Annotated in this window: 21 protein-coding genes; 11 read left to right on the plus strand and 10 right to left on the minus strand. The window is 66.9% G+C overall.

Annotation, left to right across the window (positions count from 1 at the left end):
• Nucleotides 1–9: 9 nt before the first annotated feature.
• Together pth and hisC are read left to right on the plus strand one after the other, a co-directional pair.
• The gene (pth, locus tag U5760_RS05940) at nucleotides 10–612 is read left to right on the plus strand and encodes an aminoacyl-tRNA hydrolase (RefSeq protein ID WP_322010329.1); all 603 of its coding nucleotides are present in this window, start codon (nucleotides 10–12) and stop codon (nucleotides 610–612) included.
• 62 nt (nucleotides 613–674) lie between these two features.
• Nucleotides 675–1,742, plus strand: coding sequence for a histidinol-phosphate transaminase (hisC, locus tag U5760_RS05945; protein WP_322010331.1), 1,068 nt, complete (start codon nucleotides 675–677; stop codon nucleotides 1,740–1,742).
• Nucleotides 1,743–1,816: 74 nt separating this feature from the next.
• On the opposite strand, the gene U5760_RS05950 is transcribed toward hisC, so the two are convergent.
• From U5760_RS05950 to rsmD, 3 genes are all read right to left on the minus strand, one after another.
• Nucleotides 1,817–2,074, minus strand: a complete 258-nt coding sequence (locus U5760_RS05950) for a YfhL family 4Fe-4S dicluster ferredoxin (protein ID WP_322010333.1) — start codon at nucleotides 2,072–2,074, stop codon at nucleotides 1,817–1,819.
• 91 nt (nucleotides 2,075–2,165) lie between these two features.
• Nucleotides 2,166–2,669, minus strand: a complete 504-nt coding sequence (coaD, locus tag U5760_RS05955; protein WP_322010335.1) for a pantetheine-phosphate adenylyltransferase — start codon at nucleotides 2,667–2,669, stop codon at nucleotides 2,166–2,168.
• Nucleotides 2,670–2,808: 139 nt separating this feature from the next.
• The gene (rsmD, locus tag U5760_RS05960; RefSeq protein ID WP_322010337.1) at nucleotides 2,809–3,495 is read right to left on the minus strand and encodes a 16S rRNA (guanine(966)-N(2))-methyltransferase RsmD; all 687 of its coding nucleotides are present in this window, start codon (nucleotides 3,493–3,495) and stop codon (nucleotides 2,809–2,811) included.
• Between the two features lie 228 nt (nucleotides 3,496–3,723).
• Here rsmD and ftsY point away from each other — a divergent pair, with 228 nt between their 5' ends.
• Nucleotides 3,724–4,887: a signal recognition particle-docking protein FtsY gene (gene ftsY / locus U5760_RS05965; protein WP_322010341.1), complete on the plus strand. Its 1,164-nt coding sequence runs from the start codon at nucleotides 3,724–3,726 to the stop codon at nucleotides 4,885–4,887.
• A gap of 117 nt (nucleotides 4,888–5,004) precedes the next feature.
• On the opposite strand, the gene maiA is transcribed toward ftsY, so the two are convergent.
• Nucleotides 5,005–5,652 (minus strand): maleylacetoacetate isomerase, encoded by a 648-nt coding sequence (maiA, locus tag U5760_RS05970; RefSeq protein ID WP_322010343.1) that lies wholly within the window; start codon nucleotides 5,650–5,652, stop codon nucleotides 5,005–5,007.
• A 51-nt stretch (nucleotides 5,653–5,703) separates the two neighbouring features.
• Nucleotides 5,704–6,402, minus strand: a complete 699-nt coding sequence (locus U5760_RS05975; protein ID WP_322010344.1) for a fumarylacetoacetate hydrolase family protein — start codon at nucleotides 6,400–6,402, stop codon at nucleotides 5,704–5,706.
• Nucleotides 6,403–6,688: 286 nt separating this feature from the next.
• On the opposite strand from U5760_RS05975, the gene ybiB reads away from it, so the two are divergent.
• From ybiB to leuA, 3 genes are all read left to right on the plus strand, one after another.
• Complete coding sequence (gene ybiB, locus U5760_RS05980; protein WP_322010345.1) at nucleotides 6,689–7,651, plus strand: DNA-binding protein YbiB; 963 nt, start codon at nucleotides 6,689–6,691, stop codon at nucleotides 7,649–7,651.
• Nucleotides 7,652–7,976: 325 nt separating this feature from the next.
• Nucleotides 7,977–8,180, plus strand: coding sequence for a hypothetical protein (locus U5760_RS05985; RefSeq protein WP_322010346.1), 204 nt, complete (start codon nucleotides 7,977–7,979; stop codon nucleotides 8,178–8,180).
• Nucleotides 8,170–9,816 (plus strand): 2-isopropylmalate synthase, encoded by a 1,647-nt coding sequence (leuA, locus tag U5760_RS05990; protein WP_322010347.1) that lies wholly within the window; start codon nucleotides 8,170–8,172, stop codon nucleotides 9,814–9,816. Before U5760_RS05985 ends, leuA begins: the two co-directional genes overlap by 11 nt.
• Nucleotides 9,817–10,006: 190 nt before the next feature.
• On the opposite strand, the gene U5760_RS05995 is transcribed toward leuA, so the two are convergent.
• Complete coding sequence (locus U5760_RS05995) at nucleotides 10,007–10,390, minus strand: nuclear transport factor 2 family protein (protein ID WP_028227694.1); 384 nt, start codon at nucleotides 10,388–10,390, stop codon at nucleotides 10,007–10,009.
• Between the two features lie 600 nt (nucleotides 10,391–10,990).
• Here U5760_RS05995 and rpoH point away from each other — a divergent pair.
• The 5 genes from rpoH to cydX all read left to right on the plus strand — a co-directional run bounded on the left by rpoH (nucleotide 10,991) and on the right by cydX (nucleotide 15,520).
• Nucleotides 10,991–11,920 (plus strand): RNA polymerase sigma factor RpoH, encoded by a 930-nt coding sequence (rpoH, locus tag U5760_RS06000; RefSeq protein WP_415914048.1) that lies wholly within the window; start codon nucleotides 10,991–10,993, stop codon nucleotides 11,918–11,920.
• Nucleotides 11,921–12,319: 399 nt separating this feature from the next.
• Nucleotides 12,320–12,634 (plus strand): cytochrome oxidase putative small subunit CydP, encoded by a 315-nt coding sequence (cydP, locus tag U5760_RS06005; protein WP_322010349.1) that lies wholly within the window; start codon nucleotides 12,320–12,322, stop codon nucleotides 12,632–12,634.
• Nucleotides 12,624–14,213: a cytochrome ubiquinol oxidase subunit I gene (locus U5760_RS06010; RefSeq protein ID WP_322010351.1), complete on the plus strand. Its 1,590-nt coding sequence runs from the start codon at nucleotides 12,624–12,626 to the stop codon at nucleotides 14,211–14,213. The genes cydP and U5760_RS06010 overlap by 11 nt, the downstream gene beginning before the upstream one ends.
• A 30-nt stretch (nucleotides 14,214–14,243) precedes the next feature.
• Nucleotides 14,244–15,380, plus strand: coding sequence for a cytochrome d ubiquinol oxidase subunit II (gene cydB / locus U5760_RS06015; protein ID WP_322010352.1), 1,137 nt, complete (start codon nucleotides 14,244–14,246; stop codon nucleotides 15,378–15,380).
• A gap of 23 nt (nucleotides 15,381–15,403) precedes the next feature.
• Nucleotides 15,404–15,520: a cytochrome bd-I oxidase subunit CydX gene (gene cydX, locus U5760_RS06020; protein ID WP_322010353.1), complete on the plus strand. Its 117-nt coding sequence runs from the start codon at nucleotides 15,404–15,406 to the stop codon at nucleotides 15,518–15,520.
• 117 nt (nucleotides 15,521–15,637) lie between these two features.
• Here the strand turns inward: cydX and nagE are convergent, their stop codons facing one another.
• The 4 genes from nagE to nagA form a co-directional block, all read right to left on the minus strand.
• Complete coding sequence (gene nagE / locus U5760_RS06025) at nucleotides 15,638–17,401, minus strand: N-acetylglucosamine-specific PTS transporter subunit IIBC (RefSeq protein ID WP_322010354.1); 1,764 nt, start codon at nucleotides 17,399–17,401, stop codon at nucleotides 15,638–15,640.
• A gap of 126 nt (nucleotides 17,402–17,527) precedes the next feature.
• Nucleotides 17,528–20,134, minus strand: a complete 2,607-nt coding sequence (gene ptsP, locus U5760_RS06030; protein ID WP_322010355.1) for a phosphoenolpyruvate--protein phosphotransferase — start codon at nucleotides 20,132–20,134, stop codon at nucleotides 17,528–17,530.
• A gap of 39 nt (nucleotides 20,135–20,173) precedes the next feature.
• Nucleotides 20,174–21,181, minus strand: a complete 1,008-nt coding sequence (locus U5760_RS06035; RefSeq protein WP_322011067.1) for an SIS domain-containing protein — start codon at nucleotides 21,179–21,181, stop codon at nucleotides 20,174–20,176.
• The gene (gene nagA, locus U5760_RS06040; protein WP_322010357.1) at nucleotides 21,174–22,277 is read right to left on the minus strand and encodes an N-acetylglucosamine-6-phosphate deacetylase; all 1,104 of its coding nucleotides are present in this window, start codon (nucleotides 22,275–22,277) and stop codon (nucleotides 21,174–21,176) included. Before nagA ends, U5760_RS06035 begins: the two co-directional genes overlap by 8 nt.
• Between the last annotated feature and the right edge of the window lie 88 nt (nucleotides 22,278–22,365).

Here is a 22,365-nt window from a genome sequence, read left to right on the forward strand (position 1 = left end):
CAACAGCACATGATCAGGTTGATCGTCGGACTCGGCAATCCCGGCGCCGAATACGCCGCGACGCGGCACAACGCCGGCTTCTGGTTCGTGGACCAGCTCGCGCGCGAAGCCGGCACGACGCTGCGCGACGAGCGGCGCTTCCACGGCCATTACGCGAAGGCGCGCCTCTACGGCGAGGAAGTGCATCTGCTCGAGCCGCAGACCTACATGAATCGCTCGGGCCAGTCGGTCGTCGCGCTCGCTCACTTCTTCAAGATCCTGCCGGACGAGATTCTCGTCGCGCACGACGAGCTCGACCTGCCGCCCGGCACGGTCAAGCTCAAGCTGGGCGGCGGCAGCGGCGGTCATAACGGCCTGAAGGACATTGCCGCCCATCTCACGACGCAGCAGTACTGGCGTCTGCGCATCGGCATCGGCCATCCGCGCGATCTGATTCCCGAAAGCGCACGCGCCGGCGCGAAACCCGACGTCGCGAACTTCGTGCTCAAGCCGCCGCGCCGCGAGGAGCAGGACGTGATCGACGCCTCGATCGAGCGCGCGCTCGCCGTCATGCCGACTTTCGTGAAAGGCGAAACCGACCGCGCAGTCATGCAGCTGCACCGCAACGGCTAACAACGATTGAGCCCGCAAACCGCCGCAGACCACCTGAAGCGATGCCCTGAAGGAGAGAAGTCTTGAGCCGTTACTGGAGCGACATCGTCCACCGTCTCGTACCCTACGTGCCGGGCGAACAGCCCGCACTGGCGAAGCCGGTGAAGCTGAACACCAACGAGAACCCCTATCCCCCCTCGCCGCGCGTGCTGGATGCGATCCGCGCCGAGCTGGGCGAGCATGCCGAGTCGCTGCGCCGTTATCCGGATCCGGTCGCGAAGCGCCTGCGCGCGACGGTGGCCGCGCATCACGGCCTGTGCGCCGACCAGGTGTTCGTCGGCAACGGCTCGGACGAGGTGCTCGCACACGCCTTCCAGGCGCTGCTCAAGCACGACCTGCCGATCTTTTTCCCCGATATCTCTTACAGCTTCTACCCGACCTACGCGCGGCTCTACGACGTGCAATACCGCACGGTGCCGCTCGACGCCGCCTTCGCGATCCGCATCGAGGACTACGCGCAGCCCAACGGCGGCGTGATCTTCCCGAACCCGAACGCGCCCACGGGCCACGCGCTGCCGCTCGCGCAGATCGAAAAGCTCGTGGCGGCGAACGCGAACTCGGTCGTGATCGTCGACGAGGCCTATGTCGATTTCGGCGCCGAATCGGCCATCGCGCTGATCGACCGCTATCCGAACCTGCTCGTCGTGCACACCACGTCGAAGTCGCGCTCTCTCGCGGGCATGCGCGTGGGCTTCGCGTTCGGCCACGCCGATCTGATCGACGCGCTCAATCGCGTGAAGGACAGCTTCAATTCGTATCCGCTCGATCGCCTGGCGCAGGCCGCGGCCATCGCCGCTTACGAAGACGTCGAATGGCTGCGCGCGACTCGCGAACGCGTCATGGCAAGCCGTGCGCGGCTCACCGCCGCGCTCGCGGAACTCGGATTCGAGGTCGTGCCGTCGGCGGCGAACTTCGTATTCGCGCGCCATCCCGTACACGATGCAGCGGCCATCAGCGCGAAACTGCGCGAGCAGGAGATCTTCGTGCGGCACTTCAACGCCGCGCGTATCGACCAGCATCTGCGCATCACGATCGGCACCGATGACGAATGCGATACGCTCGTGGCCGCGCTAAACGGCATCGTGAAATAAGCTGCGCTGCCGGATTGCCGACGAAAAAAACGCGCCCGTGAGGCGCGTTTTTCATGCTGCCGAGGCAAGACAGATCAGCCGTTCTTCGCCGCCATCAGCGCGCGGTATTTCTCCATCAACTGATCGGGCGACTCCAGGTGCTCCGGATTGCGCGGAATGCACTCCACCGGACACACCTGCACGCACTGCGGCTCGTCGAAGTGGCCGACGCACTCCGTGCACTTCTTCGGATCGATCACGTAGATGTCCGGGCCCATCGAAATCGCGTCGTTCGGGCACTCGGGCTCGCACACGTCGCAATTGATGCACTCGTCGGTAATCATCAGGGCCATGCTGTTCTCACTTCATGCCGGCGCGCGGGCCGGCGTCATTCATTGCAGAGCCCCGTAGTTTACGCTGGTTCAGGCCGGTTTGCCGCAGCGCTCAGGACTTCGCGACAGCGCCGCCCAGCGAAGCCACTTTGTCCTGCAGGCGCTTTTCCACCGACGGAAACACGAACTTGCTCACATCGCCGCCCAGCTGGGCAATTTCGCGCACGATGGTGCCCGAAATGAACTGATACTGATCCGAAGGCGTCATGAACATCGTTTCGACATCCGGCAGCAGATAGCGGTTCATGCCGGCCATCTGGAACTCGTATTCGAAGTCCGACACGGCGCGCAGGCCGCGCACGATCACGCGCGCGTTATTGCTGCGCACGAAATCCTTGAGCAGCCCCGTGAAGCTCATGACCTGCACGTTCGGGTAATGGCCGAGCACCTCGTGGGCAATCTCGAGACGCTCGTCGAGCGAGAAGAACGGCTTCTTGTTGCGGCTGTCGGCAACACCCACCACCAGCGTGTCGAAAATGCTCGACGCACGCCGCACGAGATCTTCGTGACCGCGCGTGAGCGGATCGAAGGTACCGGGGTACACGGCGACTACCATGAGGCTTCTCCTCTCTCAACAGAAATGGGGCGCGAATGCTGCGAGCCGCCGCCGGGCCACGCCGGCCCCGATTACTGCCTGGCAGGCGCAAGCACGCGCGTGACGGCAAAACCGTCCGCCGCTTGTTATGGAACGCGCATTATTCCTCATTTTCGCGCCGCAGCAAATGATAGAAGACCGCACCCGCCTTGCCCTCCCGCACGACGCTCCAGCCCGCGAGAGCAGGCCGCGCGGCCGGGTCGAGCGGCTCGCCGGACTCGACGTAGAGCCAGCCGAAGGGCGCGACGAGCGGCACGGCAACGTCCAGCGAACGCGCGAAAAGCGCGGCGTCGCCGAACGGCGGGTCGAGGAATACCACGTCGAACGAGCCCGGTGCGAGACCGGCGGCGAGGCGCAGCGCGTCGGCTTCGGCGATTTCGATGCTGCGGGCCGAGAGGCGCGCCTGGTTGGCGCGCAATTGCGCGGCGGCCCGCGCGTTGCGCTCGACCATCACGACGCGCGCGGCGCCGCGCGAAGCCGCTTCGAAGCCGAGCGCCCCGCTGCCCGCGAACAGGTCGAGGCAGCGCAGGCCGTCGAGCTGCTGGCCGAGCCAGTTGAAGAGCGTTTCGCGCACGCGGTCGGGCGTGGGGCGCAGCCCTTCGAGGTCGAGCACCGGCAGCGGCGTGCGCTTCCAGTCGCCGCCGATGATGCGGATCGTGTGGGCGCCCGAGCCGCCGGCTTTGCCGCGGCTCGGGCCAGCGCCTGCGCGACCGCCTGTACCGCGTGAAGCGGCGGCGGGCGCACCGGACCGGGCGCCCTGCGGGCGCGGGGAAGAAGAACGGGTCATGCTTTTTTCTGAACGGCTGGCGAAGATCTGCGCGGCGCGCCTTGGCAGCGCCGCACCCCTGATGCGCGAACGTTACCACAGGCCCGGACGCGCGCCGCACGCCCGCTGCAACGACGCGCCCGGGGGCGCCTGATAAAATGCCGTCTTTTCCGCACGTTGCCGCCTGTTCTCCGGCGTGGCGCGGCCCATCCCGCCCCAATCCGCAACGCGCCTCCACGACGCCAGATCATGTTCAGTTTCTTTAAACGACTCCGGGGCACCAAGGCCGACGAGAACGCCCAGGCTGAAGAAGCCGCCGAAGCCACGCCGGCGCCCGAAAGCGAAGACGCGACCGCGGCACCCATGGCACCCGCGGCATCGGCCGTACCGGCTGCGCCGACCGCACCGGCGGTATCCGCCCCGCTGCCGGCCGCCGCGCCCGCACGACCCGCAGACGCGCAGGCATCCCTGGCAGACGAGATCGTCCCGCCGCCCGCGCCCGAACCCGCCGCGAAGCAATCGTGGCTCACCCGCCTGAAGTCGGGCCTCGCGAAGACGAGCTCGAACCTCACGAGCATCTTCGTCAACGCGAAGATCGACGACGATCTGTACGAAGAACTGGAAACGGCGCTCCTGATGTCGGATGCCGGCGTGGACGCGACCGAGTACCTGCTGGAAACGCTGCGCCAGAAAGTGCGCACCGAACGCCTCACGGAAGCCGTTCAGGTGAAGGAAGCGCTGCGCCAGTTGCTGATCGACCTGCTCGCGCCGCTGCAGAAGTCGCTGATGCTCGGCCGCGCGCAGCCGCTCGTGATGATGATTGCCGGCGTGAACGGCGCGGGCAAGACCACGAGCATCGGCAAGCTCGCCAAGCACCTGCAGCACTTCGACCAGAAGGTGCTGCTGGCCGCCGGCGACACCTTCCGCGCCGCCGCGCGCGAGCAGCTCGCCATCTGGGGCGAGCGCAACAACGTGACGGTCGTGCAGCAGGAAAGCGGCGACCCGGCCGCCGTGATTTTCGACGCCGTGAGCGCGGCCCGCGCCCGCGGCATCGACGTGGTGATGGCCGACACGGCCGGGCGCCTGCCCACGCAGCTGCATCTGATGGACGAGCTCAAGAAGGTCAAGCGCGTGATCGGCAAGGCATTCGAAGGCGCGCCGCACGAAGTGCTGCTCGTGATCGACGCGAACACCGGCCAGAACGCGCTTACCCAGGTGAAGGCCTTCGACGATGCGCTCGGCCTCACCGGCCTCATCGTCACGAAGCTCGACGGCACGGCGAAGGGCGGCATCCTCGCGGCGATCGCGCGCCAGCGCCCGATTCCCGTGTATTTCATCGGCGTGGGCGAGAAGGTGGAGGACCTGCAGCCGTTCGATGCCGAAGAGTTCGCCGACGCGCTGCTCGGCAGCTAGGCGGCACTTGCGCACCCAGTTGCTGTTGCGCCAGAGCCCGGGTACGTAAAGCAAAAGGGCGTCGTTCGCAGGAACGACGCCCTTTTTTCATGCGCGCACCGCCGGCGGCGCGGCCATTCACTCCGAGTCCGGCTGCACGCCCGGTGCCGCCTTCGCGAACGCATCGAGCTGCATCGCGTAGTCGTAGATGCGCTGGATGGTCGGATAACGCGTGCTGTCGATATTGAAGCGTTTTGCGTTGAAGACCTGCGGAATCAGGCACAGATCGGCGAGAGTCGGCGTGTCGCCGACACATAGCTTGCCCGTGCGCGGATCGGCCGCGAGACGCGCTTCGAGCGTCCCGAACCCCAGCTCGATCCAGTGCCGATACCACGCGTCCTTCGCGGCATCGTCCACGCCGAGCGTGTCTTTGAGGTACTTCAATATCCGCAGGTTGTTCACCGGATGAATCTCGCACGCCACCTGAAGACCGAGCGAGCGCGCGTGCGCGCGATCGGCCGGCGACTTCGGCAAGAGCGGCGGCTCCGGGTGGGTCTCCTCCAGATACTCGATGATCGCGAGCGACTGCTGGATCGCATGCTGCTCGTCGTCGACCAGCGTCGGCACGATGCCGTCCGGATTGACCTGCCGGTAGGCGGATTTCAGTTGCTCGCCGCCCTCGCGCACGAGGTGCACCGGCACGTAGTCGTACGACAGGCCCTTCAGGTTCAGCGCGATACGCACGCGGTACGAAGCGGAACTGCGGAAATAGCTGTAAAGCTTCATGCTCCTCTCGTCTCTCTTGTTCTCGATGAATTGCAGCGCCGCACGCCGCTCCTAGACCACGCGCACCGCGATCTCGCCCAGGCCGTCCACGCCGCCGCGCATCAGGTCGCCCTTCACCACGGCGCCCACGCCTTCGGGCGTGCCCGTGTAAATCAGGTCGCCGGCCTTCAGTTCGAAGAGCGTGGAGAGGAAAGCGATGGTGTCGGCCACCGGCCAGATCATCTGCGAGACGTCGGCGCGCTGCTTGTCCTCGCCGTTCACGGAGAGCCAGATCGCTCCTTTCGCAACCTGCCCCGCCTGCGCGACCGGATAAATCGGGCCGATAGGCGCCGAGTGGTCGAAACCCTTCGCGATATCCCAGGGGCGGCCCAGCTTCTTCGCTTCGGCCTGCAGATCGCGGCGCGTCATGTCGAGGCCGAGTGCGTAGCCGTACACATGGTCGAGCGCGCTCGCGGCGGGAATGTCCTTGCCGCCCTTGCCGATGGCCGCGACGAGTTCCATTTCGAAGTGCACGTTCTTCGACTGCGTCGGATACGGGAATTCGCCGGTCGAGCCGGGCGCGACGTAGAGGATCGCGTCGGCGGGCTTGGCGAAGAAGAACGGCGGCTCGCGGTCGGGATCGTGGCCCATTTCGCGCGCGTGCGCTTCGTAGTTGCGGCCGACGCAATAGATGCGGCGCACGGGGAAGCGCTGGTCGCTGCCCGCCACCGGTACCGATACGGGCGGCGCCGGTTCGAAAACGTAAGTCATGGAGTTCTCCGTCTGCGTGAAGAGCCGCGCGCGGACCCAGGCGGCGGCGCAAATGCCGAGTGTAACGCGCGCGGCCCGCACTGCGTGGCGGCGCACGCAGGCGGCGGTTGGCCGTCATGTGAGCGTCGCGCGCATCGCTTCGGTTTCTCTTCCGTATTGCTCGTCGGTTTGCCAGCCGCCGTCCGCAAAGCTGCCTCATGCGATACTGCACGCATCCCCGCTAATTCGAGATAACTGCCGCCCGGGCGCGCCACACGCATTCCGGGCCCAGAGACTGCCGCACGCCATGAACGCCCCCGACGCCTCCGACACGTTTTCCTGCGCCCGCTTCATCAAGGAGATCGGCCGCGGCCCGAACGGCGCGCGCGCGCTGTCGCCCGAAGACACGTACGCGCTCTACGCCGCCATGCTCGACGGCCGCGTGCCGGACCTCGAGCTCGGCGCGGTACTGCTCGCGTATCGCCTGAAGGGGGAAACCGCCGCGGAACTGGCCGCCATGCTGGCCGCCGCGCAGGCCTCGTTCGCGCCGCTGCGCGCACCGGCTGGTGACTATCGCGCTGTCTCGATCCCGAGTTACAACGGCGCGCGCAAGCAGCCGAATCTCGTGCCGCTGCTCGCGCTCTTGCTCGCGCGCGAGGGCGTGCCGGTGCTGGTTCACGGCGTGAGCACCGACCCGGGCCGCGTCACGAGCGCCGAAATCTTCGCCGCGCTCGACCTGCCCGTCGCCCGCAATCACGCCGAAATCGAGGCGCAGCTTGCCGAAAAGCATGTCGCCTTCGCGCCGATCGAAGCACTCGCGCCCGAACTCGCCCGGCTGCTCGTGCTGCGCCGGCGGATGGGCGTGCGCAACTCCACGCATACGCTCGTAAAACTTCTGCAGCCTTTTGCAGAACCGGGCCTGCGGCTCGTGAACTACACGCATCCGCCCTATCGCGAGAGCCTGAGTGCCCTCTTCGTCGCGCACCCGGAGGCCGCGGCAGGCGGCGCGCTGCTCGCGCGCGGCACCGAAGGCGAAGCCGTTGCCGACACGCGCCGCCAGGTCCAGGTGGACTGGCTGCACGACGGGATGTGCGAAACGCTGATCGCACCGGAACGCTCGTCGCCCGACGCCCCGGAAGTCGCGCTGCCGGAAGGCCGCGACGCCGCCACGACCGCCGCCTGGATCGGCGCCGTGCTGCGCGGCGAGGCGCCCGTGCCGGAGGCGATCGCGCGCCAGGTGGAAACGATCAGGCGGATTGCCGGAATCTGACCGCGCCGCTCGTTTAGTCGCTCATTTAATCGCTTACCCAGCGGCTCACGCAGCCGCGGGTCGGCAACCCGATGGTTGACACGCAAGGTCGTCCTGCCTTACATTGGCCTAATGCGTTCCTTCCCGAACACCCTCCGAATTACCTCCGGCCGCCTAGCGGCCCTATCGCTACGTCTAGCGTAAGCCAGGCGTAGCGCTGCGCGACCTCCTCCCCGGTCGGCAGTCCTCCCAAGCAGTTTCTCGCAGTACCCCAAACAGCAGTTCCCTTTACAACTTGTCGTCTCTATTCGTCCGTTTACCGTTCGGACGAATCGCGAGGGTCAAAATGCACGTTGCATGGGCATCGTTCACGTCCTTTTTTGCCGCGCCGGTTACCGCCGCCACCGTGGCCGTCTTCTTCGCATCCGTGGTTTCCGCCCGGACGCCGGAAGTTTCGCGCATCGTGCTTCGTCGCCAGCCCGCCAGCCGCCCGCTGTCGACCGCCATCGCAAACGACACCATGAAGAACGAGGCCCGTCATGTTGCGTAATCCCGCCGAGAAGTACCGCCCCTTTCCCGCCATCCGCCTGAACGGCCGCCGATGGCCCACGCGCACCGTCGAGCGCGCGCCCATCTGGATGAGCACCGATTTGCGCGACGGCAACCAGTCGCTGATCGAGCCGATGAGCATCGAGCAGAAGACCGAATTCTTCGAGATGCTGGTCGCGATCGGTTTCAAGGAAATCGAAGTCGGCTTTCCGTCCGCTTCGCAGACCGACTTCGATTTCGTGCGCAAGCTGATCGAGGAAAAGCGCATTCCCGAGGACGTGACCATCGAAGTGCTCGTGCAGTCGCGCGAAGATCTGATTGCGCGCACGTTCGATGCGCTCGAAGGCGTGCCGCGCGCGATCGTGCACCTCTACAACGCGATCTGCCCGTCGTTCCGCAAGATCGTGTTCGGCCAGTCGAAAGACGAGGTGAAGGCGCTCGCCGTGGACGGCACGCGCATGATCCGCGAACACGCCGATGCGCGTCCGCAGACGCACTGGATCTATCAGTACTCCCCCGAAACCTTCAGCATGACCGAGCTCACGTTCGCGCGCGAAGTGTGCGACGCCGTGGCGCAAACCTGGCGTCCGACGCGCGATCACAAGATGATCGTGAATCTGCCGGCCACGGTCGAAGCGGCGATGCCCAACGTCTACGCCGACCAGATCGAGTGGATGGACCGCAATCTCGCGTACCGCGACAGCATCGTGCTTTCGGTGCACCCGCACAACGATCGCGGCACGGCCGTCGCCGCCGCGGAAATGGCGCTGCTCGCGGGCGCGGACCGCATCGAAGGCTGTCTCTTCGGCAATGGCGAGCGCACCGGCAACGTCGATCTCGTCACGCTCGCGATGAACCTCTACACCCAGGGCATCGATCCGGGCCTCGACTTCTCCGATATCGACGCCGTGCGCCGCATGGTCGAACGCTGCAATCAACTGCCCGTGCATCCGCGCCATCCGTACGCGGGCGACCTCGTCTTCACGGCATTCTCGGGCTCGCACCAGGACGCGATCCGCAAGGGCTTCGCCCAGCAAAAGGCCGACGCGCTCTGGGAAGTGCCGTATCTTCCGATCGATCCCGCCGATCTCGGCCGCAGCTACGACGCCGTGATCCGCGTGAACAGCCAGTCGGGCAAGGGCGGCGCGACCTGGCTGCTCGAGCGCGGCATGGGTTTCACGCCGCCGCGCCGCGTGCAGATCGAATTCAGCCACGCCGTGCAGACGGTCTCGGATGCGTCGGGCGAAGAAGTCACGGGCGATGCGATCTGCGCCCTCTTCGAGCGCGAGTACTTCGAAACCGATGGCCCGGCGATGCATGCCGGCGCAGGCCGCGTGCGCTGGGACGGCCGCGACATCGCGGCGCCCTCGGCCGCCGACGGCCAGGAAGCGCAGGCTCGGGCCGTCGCTGCCGCCATCGCTGCGGCGGCGGGCGTCACGGTGGAAATCACGTCGTTCGAGAGCGCGCGCACGGAGCGCGGCGCCACCGCCGTGTTCGTGGGTTGCCGCGTGGGCGGGCAGGCGATTCGCCACGGCGTGGGCGTGGCCGAAGACGGCGCGCACGCGACGGTCGCCGCGGTCGTGAGCGGGGTGAATCGGGCGGACTGGCCTCGCGTCGATCGGCGCGCCGCGGCCTGAGGTTCGGCCGTCGGTCAGCGAAGCAGTTCAGCAGCGAAGGCAGCGCGGAGCAGAGGCAGGTGCCCTGCGTGAAACCAGAGCAGGCACCAGCTCTGGTCGACAGACAGCGTTGGGCGTCGGCGGCAAAACGGGCCGCCGGCGTTAGCCCGGAGCGTCCAGAAGACGCGCCGGAAGAAGGGGCCTACCGGCCTTATTCGAGCGCACAACGCGTCGCCTGCCATGCAAGCAGGCGCCACTGCCCGTCCTCCTGAGTCTGGATCGCCGTATAGGCGATGGGAAAAAGCAGCGCGCCGTTGTTGGCTTCCATCTCGATCAGCGCACGCCCGGACACCACGCAGGTCTCGCGCCCCACGGGCAGCACGTCCTGGGTCTGGATCTCGATCTGGCGGTAGCGGCGGCGGCCCGCCGTAATGGCGTCGATGAATTGCTGCTTGGTTTCGCGCTTGCCGTTCGTGTGCACGTAGATCACGTTGTCCGACAGCAAAGCGTCCAGCGACGAACCGTCTCCGTCCACCATCGCCCGGAAACGTTCGCGCTCCAGCCCGCGAATCGCATCGATCACTTTCGCCGCCATCGCCCTTGCCCCTTGCGCGCCCGTCCCGCCGTTGGCCGCAGACCGACGCTGAAGATGTACCGCACGCGCTTCGCTGAAATTTATACCAGGTTTCGTCGCGTGGATACTTGCAATCAAAAGGCCGCGCGATTCAGCACGCATAGCGCAATGGCCGTCAATCCGTCCCTTTGCACTCGCCGGGATCGACTCGACGCCAAGAGATAGGCGCGCCCGATCGACGCAGGAAAGCACTTTCGACGGCCGCCCCGGTCATATGCTCAATGACTCGTTCGTCCAGCGCGTCCAGCGATATCCGGCGTTTCCAGGCACTGTGGCAAAACAGGCCGTCCCCTGGTTATCTCCCCTCTCCCCGTCCCATCCGGATCTAGAGGGTTTACTCGCCAACCTCGACCGCGGCACGCCCTCACCGGCTGTCAGCCCCATCCTGTCGGGCTTCCAGCGAAATCTATCGAAACAACTATTTCGATAGCAGCAGCGGAACCTTGAAGCCCCTACAGACTCCAAGTATTAGCACTCGGTGGAGCAGAGTGCTAACATCCACCGTGGAGTCGCAGTCCGACTTTTGCAAGATATAGAGGAGTTCACTACGTGAGCAACGCAATGGCAATGACCCTTCCTGGTACGCTGAGCCCGACGCCGGCCAAGGCGGCGGGGGCAGGCATGCTGGCGCTCGCGAACCAGTCCATGTTGCCCGGCCAGCTGGGCAATATCGACGCGTACATTCAGGCCGTCAACCGGATCCCCATGTTGACGCCTCAAGAGGAGCGCCAGTTCGCGACCGAGTTCCGCGAACAAAACAACCTCGAGTCCGCCCGTCGCCTCGTGCTGTCGCACCTGCGCCTCGTGGTTTCGATCGCCCGTAACTACCTCGGCTATGGCCTGCCGCACGCCGACCTGATCCAGGAAGGCAACATCGGCCTGATGAAGGCCGTGAAGCGCTTCGACCCGGAGCAGAACGTGCGGCTCGTGTCGTACGCCATGCACTGGATCAAGGCCGAGATCCACGAATACATCCTGCGCAACTGGCGCATGGTGAAGGTCGCCACGACCAAGGCGCAGCGCAAGCTGTTCTTCAACCTGCGCAGCCACAAGCAGGGCCTGCAGTCGTTCACGCCCGAGGAAATCGACGGTCTCGCGCAGGAACTGAACGTCAAGCGCGAAGAAGTCGTGGAGATGGAAACGCGCCTGTCCGGCGCTGACATCGCCCTCGAAGGCCAGACCGACGACGGCGAAGAGTCGTTCGCGCCCATCGCCTGGCTGGCCGATTCGCATAGCGAGCCGACCGCCGTGCTGGCCGCGCGCCAGCGCGACCGCCTGCAGTCGGACGGTATCGCGAGCGCGCTGGAAGCGCTCGACGCGCGCAGCCGCCGCATCATCGAGGCGCGCTGGCTGAACGTGGCCGACGACGGTTCGGGCGGTTCGACCCTGCACGAACTGGCCGACGAATTCGGCGTCTCGGCCGAGCGTATCCGTCAGATCGAAGCGAGCGCGATGAAGAAAATGCGCACGGCATTGGCCGATTACAGCTAGGCAACCCGGTATCTCGCCGGCCAGTCCGCGCCGGTCTGTCAGACGCTGACATAGCCCCGCCCTCTCACGGCGGGGCTTTTTCTTTTTGGGCCTTGCAGTGGCCCGGCCCGTGACCGCCCCGGTAGTCACCCTCATCTCATGTTCCCCGATTTTTCCCTAAGATAAATGCGCAGCCTGATGCGGCACGCATTCCAATGCGCCCCCAATTTATTGACTTGAGACAAATTAAGTCGCAATACTGATTAGACGGGCCTGCGTTCGCGACGGGATGTCGCGGGCGGACTGTCGCATGCCCGGGACCTCAATCTTAAAATTCTTCGTACACACGATGTGCCAGGCGCCGGGCGGCCAGCAGGCCCGGTCGGGAAACGAGTTTTAAGGGCAGTCAACCGATCCACCATGATCTCGACATCCGATCATCCTCCCCGGCCTCGCCTCGCGCTCCACGCGCGATTCCTGCGCTGGGCACGCGGCCCGACCTTCGCACGCGACATCGTCTTCGTTCTCGCCTTCAAGCTCGTGTTGCTGATGGCGCTCAAATACGCATTCTTCAATCATCCGCAGGCGGAAAACATGAACATGCCGCCCGCCGATGTTGCTCGCGCCATTCTTTCGGTGTCCGTGCCAACCGCGCCCTCCGTACCATCGGTGCAATCGGTGCCATCGATGCAATCGGCGACGAACCCGACCCAAGGGGACCCTCATGCCCATTAGCGAAACCGTCGATCTCTCGCGGCTGCAGTTCGCGATCACCGCGCTCTATCACTTCCTGTTCGTGCCGCTCACGCTCGGCCTCTCGTGGCTGCTCGTCATCATGGAGTCCGTCTATGTCATGACCGGCAAGCAGATCTACAAGGACATGACGCAGTTCTGGGGCAAGCTCTTCGCGATCAACTTCGTGATGGGCGTCACCACCGGCCTCACCATGGAGTTCCAGTTCGGCACCAACTGGTCGTACTACTCGCACTACGTGGGCGACATCTTCGGCGTGCCGCTCGCCGTGGAAGGGCTCGCCGCGTTCTTCCTCGAGTCGACCTTCGTCGGTCTCTTCTTCTTCGGCTGGGACCGGCTCTCGAAGGGCCAGCACCTCATCACCACGTTCTTCGTGGCGCTCGGCTCGAACCTCTCCGCGCTCTGGATTCTGGTGGCCAACGGCTGGATGCAGAACCCCGTGGGCGCCGAGTTCAACTACGAAACCATGCGCATGGAGCTCACCAGCCTCTTCCAGGTGATCTTCAATCCGGTGGCGCAGGTGAAGTTCGTGCACACCGTCTCGGCCGGTTACGTGACCGCGTCGATGTTCGTGCTCGGCATCTCGTCGTGGTATCTGATCCGCCGCCGCGACGTCGATTTCGCGCTGCGCTCGTTCGCCATCGCCGCGGGCTTCGGCCTCGCCTCGACGCTGTGCGTGCTGGTGCTCGGCGACGAGTCGGGCTACACCACGGGCGAAGTGCAGCAGGTCAAGCTCGCCGCCATCGAAGCCGAGTGGGATACCGCCCCCGCGCCCGCGCCGTTCACGTTGTTCGGCATGCCGAACCAGAAGGAAGAGCGCACCGACTACGCGATCCGGATTCCTTACCTGATGGGCATCATCGCGACGCGCTCGATCGACGAGCCCGTGATCGGCCTGAAGGATCACATTGGCCGCGCCGAGGTGCGCATCCGCAACGGCATGCTCGCGTATGCCGCGCTGCAGAAGATGAAGGAAGGCAGCGCCGATACCGAAACGCGCGACGTGTTCGACGCGCACAAGGCCGACCTCGGCTACGGCCTGCTCGTGAAGCAGTTCGCGCCGAACGTGGTGGATGCGACGCCCGACCAGATCGAAGCCGCCGCGAAGAGCTCGATTCCGCCCGTCGCGCCGGTGTTCTGGTCGTTCCGCCTGATGGTGGGCCTCGGCATCCTGTTCCTGCTGACCTTCGTGCTGGCGTTCTGGTTCTGCGCCCAGCGCTCGCTGCTCAAGCCGAGCCGCGCGTGGTTCCTGCGCTGGGCCGTGTGGGCGATCCCGCTGCCGTGGATCGCCGCCGAATTCGGCTGGATCGTCGCCGAGGTGGGCCGCCAGCCGTGGACCATCGCCGAAGTGCTGCCCACGCATCTTTCCGCGTCGAGCCTCGCGCCCGGCGACGTGATGCTGAGCATCGCCGGCTTCGTGGTGTTCTACACGGCGCTCTTCATCATCGAGATCACGCTGATGTTCAAGTACGCGCGACTCGGCCCGTCGGCGCTGCACACGGGACGCTACTTCCACGAACAGGGCACCGCCCCGGCAGCCGGCAGCGGCAGCGCCGCCTGACGCCCCGCCCCACGCAAGGAACCGACAACCATGGACTACGCAACCCTCAAGCTCATCTGGTGGGTGCTGATCGGAGTGCTCCTGATCGGCTTCTCGCTCACCGACGGCTTCGACATGGGCGCCGCCGTACTGCTGCCCTTCATCGGCAAGACCGATGCGGAGCGGCGCATCGTCATCAACACGGTCGGCGCGACGTGGGAAGGCAACCAGGTCTGGCTCATCACCGCGGGCGGCGCGATGTTCGCCGCCTGGCCGCTCGTGTATGCCGCCTCGTTCTCGGGCTTTTACTTCGCGATGCTGCTGGTGCTCTTCGCGCTTTTCTTCCGCCCGGTGGGCTTCGACTACCGCGGCAAGCGCGACAACCCGAAGTGGCGCAGCGCGTGGGACTGGGCGCTGTTCATCGGCGGCTTCGTGCCGGCGCTCGTGTTCGGCGTGGCCTTCGGCAACCTGCTCGAAGGCGTGCCGTTCGCCTACGACACCGACCTGCGCGTGACCTACCACGGCAGCTTCTGGGCACTCCTCAATCCATTCGCGCTCATCTGCGGACTCGTGAGCCTCACGATGCTCACCGCGCACGGCGCCGCCTTCGTGAAGCTCAAGAGCGACGGCGTGGTTGCCGCCCGCGCGAGCAAGGCGCTGCGGATCACCTCGCTCCTCGCGGTCGTGCTCTTCGTGCTGGCGGGCGCGATCGTCGCGACGCTGATCGGCGGCTACACCATCACGTCGGCGCCCCCGCTCGATTCGGTTTCGAATCCGCTGCTCAAGAGCGTCGAAGCCGGCCAGGGGCTGTGGCTCACCAACTATGGCCTCTATCCGTGGATGACGGTCGCGCCCTTGCTCGGCATCCTGGGCGGCCTCGTGGCGTGTGCGCTCGCGGGCTCGCGGCTGGAAAAAACGGCGTTCATCGCCACCGGGCTCATGATCGTCGGCGTGATCCTCACGGCGGGTTTCTCGATGTTCCCGTTCATCATGCCTTCGTCGCTCGATCCGCGCAGCAGCCTGACCGTGTGGGACTCGACCTCCAGCAAGACGACGCTCGAGATCATGCTCGTGGCCGTGATCATTTTCCTGCCCATCGTGCTCGCCTATACCACGTGGGCGTATCGCGTGATGCGCGGCAAGGTGACCGCCGCGGCCATCAAGGAACAGCACAACTCGTTGTACTGACGAATTTCGAAGGAGTGGAAACGATGTGGTATTTCAGCTGGATCCTGGGCATCGGCGTCGCGCTCGGCTTTGGGATCATCAACGTGATGTGGCTCGATTCGCAGCGGCAGAAGGTCGGCGCGGCGGTTCGCAAGGACTGAAGCCTCGCGGCGGGTCGACGAAATTAATCGACAAAAAAATCGGCGCCGGGGCGCCGATTTTTTTGGGTCATACGGTTACGCAGCCAAGGTTACGCACCAGGCGCCGCGTGGAAAACGTCAAGCCGGTTGCGGAGCCAGCGCCTGCGCATAGCGCTGCGCGGCGGATCCCACCACGATGTGCAGCGTATTGTCCGACACCCACACCACGTCGAGCGCCGCGAGCTTCTGGCGATCGACCGCCGCCGCGTTGCGCACGACCACGCGCAGGCGCGTCGCCGCCACGGCGTCGAGCGTGGCGATGTTCGCCGATCCGCCGAATGCCGCGAGCCAGCGTGCCGGGTCCGGGTCGAGCGGGCCGGCATCGCCTGCATTCCCTACACTCCCTGCTCCACCATTGCCAGCCGCCTGAGCGGGCACGGCAGCCGTCGCCGCGGCCTGCACCGGTGCTTGCGGCGCCGCAGCGGGGCCGCGCTTGATCTCGCTGCGGATCTCGTCGGCAATGATGTCCGCTTCCGGTCCGATGATCACCTGCACGCTGTCGCCACCGCGCTTGAGCACACCCCGCGCGCCGATCACCTTGAGCGCCGGCTCCGACACCTTCGCCGGATCCGCCACCGAAAGACGCAGACGCGTCGTGCAGGCATCGACCACCTTGAGGTTGGCGGCACCGCCCAGCGCATCGATATAGCGTGCGGCGCGCGACGTGCCGGCTGCGCCCGCCGGCACGGCAGCACCCGCCATCGACGAAGCGAGCGCCGTGTCGCCCGTCGAGGCCTCGCGGCCCGGCGTCGGCAGATTGAAGCGGCGAATGAAGAAGCGGAACAGCACGTAATAGACCACGGCGTAGGCCACGCCGAGCGGAATCGCTTCCCAGCCATGCGTCGAGAGGCCGTAGTTCAGCACGTAGTCGATCGCGCCCGCCGAGAACGTGAAGCCGAGCTTGATGCCGAGGAGCGAACAGATCGCGAGCGAGAGGCCCGTGAGCAGCGCGTGGATCCCGTAGAGCACCGGCGCGAGGAACATGAACGTGAACTCGATCGGCTCGGTCACGCCCGTGAGGAACGAGGTGAGCGCCATCGAGAGCAGGAGGCCCGCGACCATCGAGCGGCGCTCCTTCGGTGCCTCGTGCAGCATCGCGAGGCATGCTGCCGGCAGGCCGAACATCATGACCGGGAAAAAGCCCGCCATGAAGCTGCCCGCGGTGGGGTCCCCCGCGAAGAAGCGGTGCAGGTCGCCGGTCACGGGCGCGCCGCCAGCCGGCGTGAACGTGCCGAACACGAACCACACGAGCGAGTTGAGGATGTGGTGCAGGCCCGTCACGAGCAGCAGCCGGTTCAGGAAGCCGTACACGAAGGTGCCGATCGCGCCCGCCGTGGTGAGCCAGTGTCCCGCGGCGTCGATCACGGCCTGCACCGGCGCCCAGCCGTAGCCGAACGCGATGCCGAGCACCACGCACACGAGCCCGGTGATGATCGGCACGAAACGCTTGCCGCCGAAGAACGCGAGGAACTCGGGTAGCTTGATGTCCTTGAAGCGGTTGTACAGCAGGCCCGCGACGATACCCGCCACGACGCCCGAGAGGACGCCCATGTTGAGCTTGTCGTTGATGTCCTTCATCACGGCCGTCTCGACGAGATAGCCGAGCGCGCCCGCGAGCGCGGCGACGCCGTTGTTGTCCTTCGCGAAGCCGACGGCGATGCCGATAGCGAAGAGGAGCGGCAGATTGTCGAAGATCGCGCCGCCCGCGTCGGCAATGATCTTGATGTTGAGCATGTCGCTCTGGCCGAAGCGCAGCAGCAGGCCGGCGACCGGCAGCACTGCGATCGGGAGCATCAGCGCGCGGCCGAGGCTCTGAATCTTGAGAAACGGATTGCCATCCATTGAACTGCCTCCAGTCCCTGTCTTTTTCGTGACGTCAGTGGGTGATGAGAGTCGCCGGCTGACTTGCGTATGCCGGCGCGTTTTTTGTAGTACGAATTAGTTCGAGCGGGTGCGCGTAGCCACGCGTCATTCGAGCGGCCAGATCGAGCGGCTGACTGCCCGCACCGCCTGGGCCGATTCGAGAGCGAGTGCGTCCTGCGCGCGCTGGCGGCACAGTTGCCAGTCCAGATTGCGCACCCGCGCCTTGATGGAAGGCACCGACACCGGATCGACGGACAGCTCCGTCACGCCGAGCCCCACCAGCAAAGGCACCGCAACCGGATCGCCCGCGAGCGCGCCGCAAACGCCGACCCACTTGCCGTGCTTCCCCGCCCCCTGCACGGCCGCTGCGACGAGACGCAGCACGGCCGGATGCAGGCCGTCCGCCTGGGCGGCGAGATCGGGCTGGCAGCGGTCCATCGCGAGCGTGTACTGGGTGAGGTCGTTCGTGCCGATCGAGAGGAAGTCCGCGTGTTGCGCGAGCTGATCGGCCAGCAGCGCAGCCGAAGGCACCTCGATCATCACGCCGATTTCGATCGGCTCGGTGCGGCCCGCTTCTTCGGCGAAGGTTTCGATGCGTTCGCGCAGGCGCACGAGCTCGCCCGCATCGGTCACCATCGGCAGCAGGATGCGCACGGCGCCCGCGGGCTTCACCGCGAGAAGCGCCCGCAGCTGGTCGTCGAGTAGATCGGGGCGCACCTGGGCGAGGCGGATGCCGCGCAGACCCAGCGCCGGATTCGGCTCGGGCGGCAGCGTCAGGTAATCGACTTCCTTGTCCGCGCCCACGTCGAGCGTGCGGATGATGGCCGTGCGGCCCGCCAGCGCCTCGACGATCGCCTGATAGCTCTGGCGGTGCTCTTCGAGCGTCGGCGCAGTCGGCCGGTGGATGAACATCAGTTCGGTGCGCAGGAGGCCCACGGCGTCGGCGCCGTTGTCCACGGCCGTGGTCGCGTCTTCGAGCGTGGCGATGTTCGCCGCCACTTCGATCGCGCGGCCGTCCCGCGTGGTGGCCGCCTGCTGCGAGGTGCGACGGTTCGCTTCGCGCATGCCCGCGAGGCGGGCGCGCTCCGTGCGGGCACGCTCGATGTCGAGCGCGCTGGGTGCGTAGGCGAAGCGCCCTTCGCTCGCGCTCACGATCACCTCGGTGCCTTCGGCAATCGTGTGCAGCGTGTCGCCGAGCGCGACCAGCGCCGGAATGCCGGCCTGGCGCGCGATGATGGCCGCGTGCGAGGTCGCGCCGCCGCGTGCCATCACGAGCGCCGTCACGCGCGCACGGTCGAGCGTGGCGAGATCGGAGGGCGTGAATTCGTCGGCGGCCAGCACGGCCTCCTCAGGCAGCGTGCGCGCCGCGGTATTCGAGAGCCCGAGCGCGCGCAGCACGCGCTTTTCGAGGTCGCGCAGATCCGCGGCCCGCTCGGCAAGCAGCGGATCGTCGATCTGGCCAAGCACCGCGATCTGCGCGCGGATCGCCTCGCGCCACGCGAAGCCCGCGCTCTTGCCGAGGCTGATGAGGTCGCGCGCGGCATCGACGAGCGTCGGGTCTTCGAGCAGCACGCGATGCATCGTGAAAATGCCGGCCTCGCTGATCGCGCTGCGCTGCGACGCGGCGCGCACGGCGTTGTTCAGTTCGGCGTCCACGGCCGCAATCGCCTTGTCGAGCGCGCGGCTTTCGGCGGCCGAAGTACCGCTCGCGGCTTCCGGCGGCACGATCTCGGCATCGTCCCAGCGCACCAGCTTGCCGACGGCCACGCCCGGCGCCGCGCACACGCCCGCAAGCGTATTGGGCCCCGCCGCGCCGGCCGCCGGCTGGGCAGCCGCAGTCGACACTTCAGTCGCCACCGCAGTCGCCGCCGTGCGCGGTGCCGGCGAAAGCTGCCGAGCCGGCGCTTCACCGCCCTCGCCCGGCGCTTCGCGATTCAGTTCGTTGGCGACGGCCTCGACGGCCTGTTGCGCGTCGCGGCCCGTGCCGACGAGTTCGACGGTGGCGCCTTCGCCCGCGCCGAGCGCCAGCAGGCCGACCACACTTTCGATCGCCGCACGGCGCTCGCCGTGACGCACTTCCACACGCGCCTCGAAGCCGCGCACGGCCTCGCGCGCCCGCGCCGCGGGCCGCGCATGCAGGCCGCCAGCGTGCGTGAGCGTCACCGTGCGGCGCGCTTCGTTTTCCACCGGGCTCACCGCCGCCGCAGCAGCAGCGGCCGCCACACCTTCGCGCGCACGCAGCACGAGAAGCGGCGACACGCCGGCTTCGACCTTGCCGCCTTGCGCGCGGGAAATCACCTCGAACGCATCCGAGTTCGCGATCGCGACCACCGAAACGAGACTCGGCGCTTCGCAGGCCACCACGTCGAGATCGAACTCGATCAGGAGGTCGCCGCGGCGCACCTGCGCGCCCTGCTCGACCTTCGGCGCGAAACCTTTGCCGTTCAGCTCGACCGTGTCGATGCCGACATGCACCAGCACCTGCGCGCCTTCCGCGGTCTGGAGCGTGACGGCGTGGCCGGTGCGCGCGAGATGCATGACGACGCCGTCGCACGGCGCGACGAGCCGGCCGACAAGCGGATCGATACCGATACCGTCACCGAACAGGCCTTCCGAAAACACCGGATCGGGCACCGCGGCGAGCGGCACGACCGGGCCTGTGAGCGGCGCGACGATAGCGATGTCGCCGGCGGCGGATTGAACCGGGTTCATCAGGCGGGACTCCTGGATGCGTTCCATCAGCTTTCCAATCTAGTGTGTTTCGGTGACTTTGTTCAGGTAGCGCGGCTCGTCGGGATTGCGCCCGCGCGCGGCGGCGAGGTCCGCCGCCATGACGTAGAACGAGAGAATCGCGGCAACGGGGTCGAGCGCCGCGTCGGCGGTGCTCACGAGCGGCAGCGTCGCGTCGGGCACGTCGGCGGGCGCGGCCAGCAGCACGCGTGCGCCGCGCTTGACCATGTCGCGCGCGAAGTCGATCAGGCCCGCCTGCTCCGGTCCGCGCGGCGCGAACACGAGCAGCGGATAGTCGCGGTCGATCAGCTCCATCGGGCCGTGACGCACTTCCGCGCTCGAGAACGCCTCGGCCTGGATGCCCGAGGTCTCCTTGAGCTTGAGCGCCGCCTCCTGCGCAATCGCAAGACCTGCGCCGCGGCCGATCACGATCATCTGCGAAACCTCGCGCAGTTCGTCCACGGCCTTCGACCAGTCGAGCGAGCCCGCGGCGTGCAACGCGTCGGGCAGCGCGCGCAGCGCATCGACGAGAGCGGCGTCGCGCTGCCAGAACGCAACCAGTTGCGCCGAAAGCGAGAGCATCGCGATATAGCTCTTGGTGGCCGCCACGCTGAGCTCCGGCCCGGCGAGGAGCGGCAGCTCCACGCCCGCGGCTTCGGCCAGCGGCGAACCCGGCACGTTGACCGCAGCCGCCGTGAGCGCGCCCGCTTCGCGCAGCACGCGCATCGTGGCGACGAGATCAGGACTCCTGCCTGATTGGGAAAAAGCAAGGGCGAACTGGCCGCGCACGCGCAACGGCGCCTGCTGGAGCGTGGCGATCGACATGGGGATCGAGGCCACCGGCACGCCGATGCGGCTCATGGTGAGCGCAGCGAAGTAGCTCGCCGCATGGTCGGAGCTGCCGCGCGCGACGGTCAGCGCGACCTGCGGCGGCAGGGCCTCGAGCCGGCGCGCGAGCGCTTCGACACTCGCGGTGTCCGCGAGCTGCGCGGCGACGACGCCGGCCGAGGCCAGCGCTTCTTTAAGCATATTCGACAATCGATTCTCCTTCGACGTAGGTCGCGGTAAGGGCCAGCTCGCGATCGAACACGACGACGTCGGCCCATGCGCCGCGCGCGAGGCGGCCACGGTCCTCGATGCCGAGATAGTCGGCAGCGTAGCGCGACAGGCGCGCCGAAACGTCGGCGATGGGAAAGCCGAGCGAAACGAGGTTGCGCAGCGCCTGGTCCATGGTCAGCGTGCTGCCGGCGAGGGTGCCGTCGGCGAGGCGCACGCCGCCCAGGCACTTGGTCACGTGCTGGCTGCCGAGGCGGTATTCGCCGTCGGGCATGCCGGTCGCCGAGGTGCTGTCGGTGACCACGTAGAGGCGCGGAATGGCGCGCATCGCCGCGCGGATCGCGCCCGGATGCACGTGCAGCAGATCGGGGATGATCTCCGCGTACTCGGCATGCGCGAGCGCCGCGCCGACGAGGCCCGGGTTGCGGTGATGCAGCGGCGACATCGCGTTGAAAAGGTGCGTGAAGCCGCACGCACCGTGCTTGAGCGCGGCCACGCCGTCGTCGTAGGTGGCGAGCGAGTGGCCGAGCTGCACGCGCACGCCGCGCGCGGCCATCTCCGAAATGATCTCGATGTGGCCCGCGATCTCGGGCGCCACGGTCACGACGCGAATGGGCGCGATCGAGAGGTACTTGAGCACCTCGTCGAGCACCGCCGACACCGCCGCGTCCGGCTGCGCGCCGAGCTTGCCCGGGTTGATGTACGGGCCTTCGAGGTGCACACCGAGCACCCGCGAGCCGCCGGCCGTGCGCACGCGCGCCACGTCGCCGAGGCCCGCGACCACGCGCATGAGCTCTTCGCGCGGCGCGGTCATGGTGGTGGCGAGCAGGCTCGTCGTGCCGAAGCGCGCATGCGTGCGCGTGATGGTCTCGATGGCGTCGTCGCCTTCCATCACGTCGGCGCCGCCGCCGCCGTGCACGTGCAGGTCGATGAAGCCCGGCAGGATGTACGGCGCGTCGTTCTTCGCCGGATCGGCCGCGTTGCCCGAGATCGACGTGATGCGCCCGTTCTCGAACGACAGCGAGCCGTGGATCCAGCCTTCAGGAGTGAGTATGTTTCCGCTCAGCATGAAAGTTTTCCGATGGGTTGCGACGAGGCACGAGGCGTCATGTCAGGGTCGTGCTGGAGTGATTCGTTCCGTGGCCGGGCGTTCATCA

Origin of the sequence: Paraburkholderia sp. J12 (assembly GCF_905220215.1) — a bacterium.
Classification (GTDB): Bacteria; Pseudomonadota; Gammaproteobacteria; order Burkholderiales; family Burkholderiaceae; genus Paraburkholderia.